Source organism: Neptuniibacter sp. 2_MG-2023 (assembly GCF_030547495.1).
In the GTDB taxonomy this organism is placed as follows: Bacteria; Pseudomonadota; Gammaproteobacteria; order Pseudomonadales; family Balneatricaceae; genus Neptuniibacter.
Window position 1 is genome coordinate 252382 of sequence record NZ_JAUOQC010000004.1, and the last position, 11006, is coordinate 263387.

Below are 11006 nucleotides of genomic sequence, written 5' to 3' on the forward strand. Positions count from 1 at the left end.
ACCACCGATTCTAACGGAAAAATCGCATAGGGATAAGGGGTAAAAGGGGTTCAAAAATGAAGAAACGCTATCCTATTGATTAATATTATTTTTAGATAAAAAAAAGCACCCGATTCGGGTGCTTTTTATTTTACTTGATTAGCACTGAATTAAACAATGCCATCATCAATATTGTTACTGGTTAACAAGGTCGTTAGTAGATTCTGAGCTTCTGCATCATTACTAACGGATAAGTTATTCACATCCACCCGTTGCACAACCTCATTTGAGGAAGAGTCAGTAATAGTTAGCTGCAAATGACCAGAGTTCATAACGGCATCTAGTGTATGCGATCCATCAGATAGAACATCAGACAGGTCGATTACATCATTCTCTGCAGTATTAAAATCAGTAATCTGATCAACTGTTGGGTTAGTGCCTGTACCTAAATCAGATTTAGACCAAACAAACAGGTCTTCACCTGCTCCACCCGTTAGAATGTCATTACCTTCGCCACCAATAAGCACATCATCTCCATCACCAGCAGACAAGCTGTCATCGCCTGTACCTGCTAATAAGATATCATCGAACTCTGTTCCAACCAGTGAGTTACCTGACACTGTAGTGATATCAACAATCGTAGAATCTGTATTCGCAGATCCTGATGAGCCTAATGTGTATTCGAATGAGGCAGCGGTATAGTCCGCATCAGATGTATCAATAGCCATATACAACTCATAGGAACCAACACCATTATTTGGACTATCAACTTTGACAAAATAATTTCCGGCACTGGCTGCATCAAAGTCATCATAAGCACTATTACCATTTTCGTTAATAGTCGTTACAAAGTTACCCTGTGCATCATAAACACTAACACTAGTATTTATAGAAGCATTATCAATATCGAAGTGGATGCTCTCCCCTTCAGCCAAGGTAATCTCAAACCAATCTTCATCGCTTGAAGAACTTAGCTGACCGATAAAGGCTGCTGCATAGCCCGACTGATTTAATCCTGACAAGTTAGAGTTATTCGAACTAAACAAGCTCCGATCCGTCATATCAACGGCTGTCGCCATTGTATTATTAGGACTGGCTGATTCATCTTCAGTAATAATAGCTGCTGCAGTAGAGGTAGAGAAGTCACTTTCAGACAGCCCTTCAGCTCGAGTGAAAATAATATCACCCGCATCATTAACAATCCCACCAAGAGCATTATCAACACTCGTAATAACTCCGCCATCCTCTTGATCATTATGTATGATAGCGATCTCGGGAATAACTACTGGGGTGCCATCCGCGACATTCGTAATTACATTGTCACGATTTGCATCAAGCTGCGCCGTGAAATCAAGGTCTAACTTCATTGCAAGTGTAGCTTCATCACCATCATTATCTATCGCCTGAAGATCAAACAACTCTTGCGAGCCTAACAAGGCCGTAGTAACAGTAATACTGTAACTATATTCACCTGTTATAAAGTTCAACATCATATCCCCACCAATATCTGTTTCAACGGTAAGGATCTCATTATTAGCGCCCGACACTAAGCCAGTAAGGCTAACCACAGGGTCGGCACTCATAACGTCAGTATCAGGATCATAGCTGTATTTAACATCGTTAATCGTAATAGAAACAACCTGCCCGCCATCAGCGCCAAGCAAGAAACCACTATTACCCGCAGCCCCTAAGGTACTTTCAACGGTACCTGTTATCGAGTCATTGCTAAAGGCTTCGAGGAGCGCATTGGCAAGATCATTAGGGTCAGAGAGCAATATAGTATTCTCTTCTGCTGTATTGCTATCGTTAGCATCTACGTAAGCAGTATCAGCCGAATGGGCAACATCGTTTAGATGGTTAATAGCACTGCTACTATTACTTAAAACGTTACCAATACCGATCGCGTAAGACTCAGTAATTCCGCTATCGTCAAGGAAGGCTTCCCAAGCTTCTGGGCCACTTAACGATGAAGAGCTTCCCTCAGGCGTATAAGTGACGCTGCTATCAACGCTATGGCTATTGTTAGGCACACCATCAGTTACAAAATAACTAAAGGTCTGATCAGCGGGTGGCGGTGTAGTTAACTGGTATTCAGACATTACTGAATTTAACGCGGTATCGTACTCAGTGCCGCCATTTGCAATAATATTGTCTAAATACTCATAAGCGGCTGCAACATCATCAACAACCCAGCCACTACTATCCGTATTACTCGAGAAATCCACAATCATGACATTGACATTTCCTGCCCCATCAGCAGAATCAATCAGCTGTTTTAAGGCGTCACGGGCAATCTCTAAGTAATATAAACCGTCATTATAAAAATCATCAGCCATACTACCTGAACGGTCTAACACAAGAACCAAGTTAGTGGTAATCGTATCTTGTTCACCAACCAAGCTTTGCGTGATATCAAACGCGTTAACCGTATCATCTTCCACATTAACAACTAAGTTAACAGACTGAGGGGCTGATAAACCATCAGATACCGCTGCCTCAAATGTTAGTGTCTCATTATTTTCACCATTAGCAGTCTCATGATCGATTCCTGCTAATAAATTAACGTCATACTGAGCGCTATAGTTTCCATTTCCATTATCTACTGTGTCGTTCAGAGTTACAGTGGCTACATCTACGCCAGCACTACTAGTACCTGTTAAAACACCTTGTATTGAGTTGGACTCATCTGTATCAGCAACCCATGTCCAAGTCACAGGACTTCCATCAGAAGTAACCCCTGTAGGGCCTGACAAACTAATAGCGAAGTCGGAGTTATCCGGATCGACGATTGTAATTACACCAGAAGCGCTAGCGGTATCTCCATTATCATCAGCCTCAAGCACCCCTATAGATGGGATAGCTTCTTCAGATAAGCTCAACGGTCCTTGAACAGAAAGCTGAGGTATATCATTGATAGGGTTAACAGCAACAGTCACTGTCGCTACATTCGATTCATGGCCTGCCAAATCCTTAATAGTGTATGTAAAGGTATCTACACCATAAAAGTTAGCGTTCGGCGTATAAGTAACTGTACCGTCACCATTTACAACAACACTGCCATTACCGGGGTTAGACTGAATAACAATGGAATCTGGATCCAAATCACCATCAGCATCAAAATCATTATCATCTAAATCAATAAGAACAGCGGTCTCTTCATTAGTAGTGATAGGAGAGCTTACTGGTGTAGATAGATTCTCCGTTACCCATACATTGTTATCACTTGAATCAAGTAGCTGTAGGTCAAATATATACTGACCACCTTGATCCCAATAATAAACCTCAACGGTATGCTGACCGCCGGTTAAATCAACGGTTTTAATTGATTCTGTTGGTGATGTGATAGTGTCATATTCAAAAATATCAACCCCATCAATATAGATTACAAACCCATCATCATGGTGAACATCAAACGTATACGAGCCATCGGCAGGAATATCAATCAACCCTGACATATGAATCACACCGTCTGTAGCCTCTTCTGTACTAGTACCTTCGATCGAAGCGGCATCCTGTTTCAAGAACCACTCAAGATTGGACGGAACACCACCCGATGCAGCAACATCATCAGCAAGATCACCGTTGCCTTCTGCTTCACCAGTGTCATAACGATTATTACTATTAGTATCTGTATACCCATAGTTAATTTGAGTCGATGTGAATGTGATCTCAGCGTCGTTCGCAGCCACATAATCTTTAACTTCTTGCAGAGTTGCTAAGTTGCCACCATCAATACCTTCGCGATAACCATAATACTCAGATGCAAGACCACCCGAAATTGGAACGCCCTCTGGATCATCAACAGCTACAGGTACGTGATCATTATCAGTGATCTGCGTTTCAACACTGTTATTGGTCGCATCTTCAGCAATATGCTCGAAGTTAGTATCGGTAATGGTATCGATCGCAATAGTGAAGCTCTCTGCACCTTCCGCTAACACATCATCTAAGGTATCGATCGTGAACGTGTTTGAGTTGCTACCTGCTGGGATCTGAACGCTAGCTTGGCCGGTGAAGTCTGTTCCATCAACGGCTACACCGCTGTAGGTGAAAGTCACAGTGATCGGGGTCGTTACATCCGCTGCAGGCTGATCAACACTGATGGTATAAGGCGTTGTTGTATCGCCTTCGATAACAGACGCTGGGCCCGTTAGGGAGATATACGCGGTTTCCGTATCCGGTTCAGTCGTATTGGGATCCGTGTCATCGGTGATCTGCGTTTCAACACTGTTATTGGTCGCATCAGCGCCGATCGTTGGATAGTTGGTATCCGTGATGCTGTCGATCGCAATGGTGAAGCTCTCTGCACCTTCGGCCAATACATCATCTAAGGTATCGATGGTAAACGTATTCGAGTTGCTACCCGCTGGAATATCAACACTGGCAACACCGGTGAAGTCTGTTCCATCAACGGCAACACCGCTGTAGGTAAAGGTCACGGTAATCGGGGTCGTTACGCTGGCCGCTGGCTGATCAACAGCTACGGTATACGGCGTGGTGGTATCCCCTTCGATAACAGACGATGGACCGGTTAACGACACGGTTGCGCCATCATTATCAATAATGGTGGTCTCAACACTGTTGCTGGTCGCATCTTCAGCAATATGCTCGAAGTTAGTATCGGTGATGCTATCGATCGTAATAGTGAAGCTCTCAGCACCTTCTGCTAGGGCATCATCCAAGGTACCGATCGTAAAGGTATTTGAGTTGCTACCTGCTGGGATCTGAATTGAACCTTGACCTGTGAAGTCTTGACCATCTTTCGCAACACCCGTGTAGGTGAAGGTTACGGTGATTGGTGTAGTGACATCGCCTGCTGGCTGGTCAACGCTGACGGTATACGGCGTAGTGGTATTACCTTCAACAACACTACCAGGCCCTGCAATAGAGACATAAGCCGTTTCAGTATCCGGTTCCGTCGTATTTGGATCCGTGTCATCGGTGATCTGCGTTTCAACACTGTTGTTGGTCGCATCTTCAGCAATATGCTCGAAGTTAGTATCGGTAATGGTATCGATCGCAATAGTGAAGCTCTCTGCACCTTCGGCCAATACATCATCTAAGGTATCGATGGTGAACGTGTTTGAGTTGCTACCCGCTGGGATATCAACACTCGCAACACCCGTGAAGTCTGTGCCATCAATGGCAACACCACTGTAGGTGAAGGTTACGGTGATTGGTGTAGTAACATCGCCTGCTGGCTGATCAACGCTGATGGTATACGGCGTTGTAATATCGCCTTCAATCACCGTTGCTGGGCCGGTAAGTGAAACAGTGGCTGTTTCAGTATCCGGTTCTGTCGTATTTGGATCCGTGTCATCGGTGATCTGCGTTTCAACACTGTTGTTGGTCGCATCTTCAGCAATATGCTCGAAGTTAGTATCGGTAATGGTATCGATCGTAATGGTGAAGCTCTCAGCACCTTCCGCCAACACATCATCTAAGGTATCGATCGTGAACGTGTTTGAGTTGCTACCCGCTGGGATCTCAACGCTAGCTTGGCCGGTGAAGTCTTCGCCATCTTTCGCAACACCGCTGTACGTGAAGGTTACGGTGATCGGTGTAGTGACATCCGCGGCAGGCTGATCTACAGCGACCGTGTACGGTGTCGTTGTATTACCTTCGATAACAGACGTTGGGCCAGTCAGTGAAACAGTGGCTGTTTCAGTATCCGGTTCCGTCGTATTTGGATCTGTGTCATCAGTGATCTGCGTTTCAACACTGTTGTTGGTCGCATCTTCAGCAATATGCTCGAAGTTAGTATCGGTAATGGTATCGATCGCAATGGTGAAGCTCTCTGTACCTTCCGCCAATACATCATCTAAGGTATCGATCGTGAAGGTGTTGCTGTTGCTACCTGCTGGGATCTGAACGCTAGCTTGGCCGGTGAAGTCTGTTCCATCAACGGCTACACCGCTGTAGGTGAAGGTCACAGTGATCGGGGTCGTTACATCCGCTGCAGGCTGATCAACACTGATGGTATAAGGCGTTGTTGTATTGCCTTCGATAACAGACGCTGGGCCCGTTAGGGAAATATACGCGGTTTCAGTATCCGGTTCTGTTGTATTCGGATCCGTGTCATCGGTGATCTGCGTTTCAACACTGTTATTGGTCGCATCAGCGCCGATCGTTGGATAGTTGGCATCCGTGATGCTGTCGATCGCAATGGTGAAGCTCTCGGCACCTTCGGCCAACACATCATCTAAGGTATCGATGGTAAACGTATTCGAGTTGCTTCCCGCTGGGATATCAACACTCGCAACACCCGTGAAGTCTGTTCCATCCACCGCAACACCGCTGTAGGTAAAGGTCACGGTAATCGGGGTCGTTACGCTGGCCGCTGGCTGATCAACAGCTACGGTATACGGCGTGGTGGTATCCCCTTCGATAACAGACGATGGACCGGTTAACGACACGGTTGCGCCATCATTATCAATAATGGTGGTCTCAACACTGTTGCTGGTCGCATCTTCAGCAATATGCTCGAAGTTCGTATCCGTAATGCTATCGATCGTAATAGTGAAGCTCTCAGCACCTTCTGCTAGGGCATCATCCAACGTACCGATCGTAAAGGTATTTGAGTTGCTGCCCGCTGGGATATCAATCGTTCCGACACCGGTGAAGTCCGTTCCATCAACGGCAACACCGCTGTAGGTGAAGGTCACAGTGATCGGGGTCGTTACATCGCCCGCTGGCTGATCTACAGCTACGGTATATGGCGTGGTGGTATTACCTTCTACAACACTGCTTGGGCCTGTAATAGAGACGTAAGCCGTTTCAGTATCCGGTTCCGTCGTATTTGGATCCGTGTCATCGGTGATCTGCGTTTCAACACTGTTGTTGGTCGCATCTTCAGCAATGTGCTCGAAGTTAGTATCGGTAATGGTATCGATCGTAATGGTGAAGCTCTCAGCACCTTCCGCCAACACATCATCTAAGGTCGCGATAGTAAAGGTGTTGCTATTGCTACCTGCAGGGATCTCAACGCTAGCTTGGCCGGTGAAGTCTTCACCATCTTTCGCAACACCACTGTAGGTGAAGGTTACGGTGATTGGTGTAGTAACATCGCCCGCTGGCTGATCAACGCTGATGGTATACGGCGCTGTAATATCGCCTTCAATCACCGTTGCTGGGCCGGTAAGTGAAACAGTGGCTGTTTCAGTATCCGGTTCCGTCGTATTTGGATCCGTGTCATCAGTGATCTGCGTTTCAACACTGTTGTTGGTCGCATCTTCAGCAATATGCTCGAAGTTGGTATCGGTAATGGTATCGATCGTAATGGTGAAGCTCTCAGCACCTTCCGCCAACACATCATCTAAGGTATCGATCGTGAAGGTGTTGCTGTTGCTACCCGCTGGGATCTCAACGCTAGCTTGGCCGGTAAAGTCTTCGCCATCTTTCGCAACACCACTGTACGTGAAGGTTACGCTGATCGGTGTAGTGACATCGCCTGCTGGCTGATCAACACTGACGGTATACGGCGTAGTGGTATCGCCTTCAACAACACTGCTAGGCCCTGCAATAGAGACATAAGCCGTTTCTGTATCTGGCTCAGTGGTATTGGGATCCGTGTCATCAGTGATCTGCGTTTCAACACTGTTGTTGGTCGCATCTTCAGCAATATGCTCGAAGTTCGTATCCGTAATGGTATCGATCGCAATGGTGAAGCTCTCTGCACCTTCGGCCAATACATCATCTAAGGTATCGATCGTGAAGGTGTTGCTGTTGCTACCCGCTGGGATCTGAACGCTAGCTTGGCCTGTGAAGTCTTGACCATCTTTCGCAACACCACTGTACGTGAAGGTTACGGTGATCGGTGTAGTAACATCGCCTGCTGGCTGATCAACACTGATGGTATAAGGTGTTGTCGTATTACCTTCAATTACCGTTGTTGGACCGGTAAGTGAAACCGTCGCTGTTTCAGTATCCGGTTCAGTGGTATTGGGATCCGTATCATCGGTGATCTGCGTTTCAACACTGTTATTGGTCGCATCAGCGCCGATCGTTGGATAGTTGGTATCCGTGATGCTGTCGATCGCAATGGTGAAGCTCTCAGCACCTTCCGCCAATACATCATCTAAGGTATCGATCGTGAAGGTGTTGCTGTTGCTACCCGCTGGGATCTGAACGCTAGCTTGGCCGGTGAAGTCTTCACCATCTTTCGCAACACCACTGTACGTGAAGGTTACAGTGATCGGTGTAGTTACACTATCCGCTGGCTGATCAACGCTGACGGTATACGGCGTAGTGATATTGCCTTCAATAACACTTGACGGGCCTGTTAGGGAGACTGTCGCGGTGTCATTATCAATAATGGTGGTCTCAACACTACTATTGGTCGCATTTCCAGCAATATGCTCGAAGTTCGTATCCGTAATGCTATCGATCGTAATGGTGAAGCTCTCTGCACCTTCTGCTAGGGCATCATCCAAAGTACCGATCGTAAAGGTATTTGAGTTGCTGCCCGCTGGGATATCAATCGTTCCAACACCTGTGAAGTCTTGACCATCTTTCGCAACACCGCTGTAGGTGAAGGTTACGGTGATCGGGGTCGTTACATCGCCCGCTGGCTGATCTACAGCTACGGTATATGGCGTAGTGGTATCGCCTTCAACAACACTTGATGGGCCTATCAGTGAAACGGTCGCCGTTTCAGTATCTGGTTCGGTCGTGGTTGGATCGGCATCATCCAAAATCTGCGTTTCAACACTACCGTTAGTCGCATCTTCAGCAATATGCTCGAAGTTAGTATCGGTAATGGTATCGATCGTAATGGTGAAGCTCTCAGCGCCTTCGGCCAACACATCATCTAAGGTATCGATCGTGAAGGTGTTGCTGTTGCTACCTGCAGGGATCTCAACGCTAGCCTGACCGGTGAAGTCTTCACCATCTTTCGCAACACCGCTGTACGTGAAGGTTACGGTGATCGGTGTAGTAACATCGCCTGCTGGCTGATCAACACTGACGGTATACGGCGTAGTGGTATCGCCTTCAACAACACTGCTAGGCCCTGCAATAGAGACATAAGCCGTTTCTGTATCTGGCTCAGTGGTATTTGGATCCGTGTCATCGGTGATCTGCGTTTCAACACTGCCGTTGCTCGCATCCACAACAACATGTTCAAAGTTGGTATCGGTGATGGTATCGATCGTAATGGTGAAGCTCTCAGCGCCTTCCGCCAACACATCATCTAAGGTATCGATCGTGAAGGTGTTGCTGTTGCTACCTGCTGAGATCTCAACGCTAGCTTGGCCGGTAAAGTCTTCGCCATCTTTCGCAACACCGCTGTACGTGAAGGTTACGGTGATCGGTGTGGTTACACTGGCCGCTGGCTGATCAACACTAATGGTATAAGGTGTTGTAGTATTTCCTTCAATAACAGTAGAAGGGCCTGTAAGCGAAATAGTCGCAGTATCTTCGTCACCTGGAGGATTATCAGAGCCGACCTGGTCTTCAATTGTAGTAGTAATACTTCCATCACCTACAACTAAATTTTCATAACCGCCCCCAGTGCTACCCGTAATACTTACAGTGAACTGCTCACCATTATCGGCATATGAGTCATCTGTAGTCACTACATCAAATGTTGTAGATATAGTACCTGCAGCAATGATGACATTTGTATTAACAGGAACTAAATCACCGTTATCTGTAGTGATATGCCCAGTAACTACACTTATAACGAGATCTGTTAACGGTGGATTACTTACCGTAACCGTATATGTTGCCACCTCACCTTCAACGACCGTTGTCGGCCCATCAATATCTAATACAACTGTATCTTCATCCCCTGGAGGGTTATCACTGCCGACCTGATCCAAAATTGTTGTCGTAACAGCGCTGGCATCAAATTCTATATTTTCAAAACCGCCGCCCACAACGCTGTCAAAAGAAACATTGTACTGCTCACCACTATCGGCAAAGTAATCATCATTCGTTTGAACGTCAAAAGAGACGGAGCTTTGGCCTGCTGGGATTGTCACATCCATATTTAGAGGGACTAAATCACCATCTTCTGTGGTCACATGACCCGTAACAACACTGATTGTCATATCAGTTAATACAGGCCGACTTACTGTAATAGTATAAGTAGCGATTTCACCCTCAACTACTGTACTAGGACCGTTGATGCTGATAACAGGCTGAACCAAAGCGATCTCATCGCCTTCATATAGAGGTCTATCAGTATCACCCTGACCAAAACCTGTAGTTTCATAACCAGCATTTGGATCAATTTCTTCCGCTGTACGTAGGATATTGACTGTAGTAGAGCCTTCGTTACCTTCAGCACCCTGCTCACCACCAGCAGCGGTTTCTTCTGCAACATCAGTAGGGTCGGCACCTGCTAAAATAGCTGCTTGAATCGATTCGGCATCAGCAGTAGCTTCGCTCGTATCAAAATTATCAGACTCTAGATATGTTTCACTACTCGCCAACCAATTCTGGCCGCCATCTAATTTGACTAGGTCACCATTATCCATAGCAATTTCTATAGATGCATCAGGTGTAACACGAATAAGCTCATCTGCATGAACCTCATCGCCCAGCGTCAAAATGCGCTCAGAACCATCGGATTGAATTGCAACTGCGCGACCAATTAAGTGTGAAACCGTACCTATAACACTCATATCTAATAAAATCCTTTAAAAACCTTTGGGTGATTACACCTTTATAGTTATAAAGCACAATAAAAACTATTGTACCGAGGTACAGGTGGGCTCAATTCTTGAGATTTTTTTATATATTTTTTATATAGATAGCAAAAACACCTCCGTAGACTTAGCCCAATAAAAAACACATAAAAGCACAACCCCCTGAACAACAAACAACCAATTATTAAAACTACTGTTTAACTATCAACCAACCCAGCCAATCTTTTAAAAAATTGGCAAAAATCTCTTGACGATCTGCAGCTGCGTCATTAAGATACGCCGCACTTTCGAGGTACAGATCCCTGATAGCTCAGTTGGTAGAGCAGTAGACTGTTAATCTATTGGTCGCTGGTTCGAGTCCAGCTCAGGGAGCCA

The 11006-nt window shown here is 45.9% G+C and carries 1 protein-coding gene and 1 tRNA gene; one reads left to right on the top strand and one right to left on the bottom strand.

From position 1 onward, the window contains the following. Positions 1–149: 149 nt before the first annotated feature. Complete coding sequence (locus tag Q4486_RS06225; RefSeq protein WP_303518787.1) at positions 150–10607, bottom strand: retention module-containing protein; 10458 nt, start codon at positions 10605–10607, stop codon at positions 150–152. A gap of 323 nt (positions 10608–10930) precedes the next feature. Here Q4486_RS06225 and Q4486_RS06230 point away from each other — a divergent pair. Beyond that, a tRNA-Asn gene (locus Q4486_RS06230) sits at positions 10931–11006 on the top strand.

Coding starts and splice junctions, on each gene's coding strand:
- Q4486_RS06225 (WP_303518787.1), bottom strand. CDS start 10,607: ATGAGTGTTATAGGTACGGTTTCACACTTAATTGGTCGCGCAGTTGCA.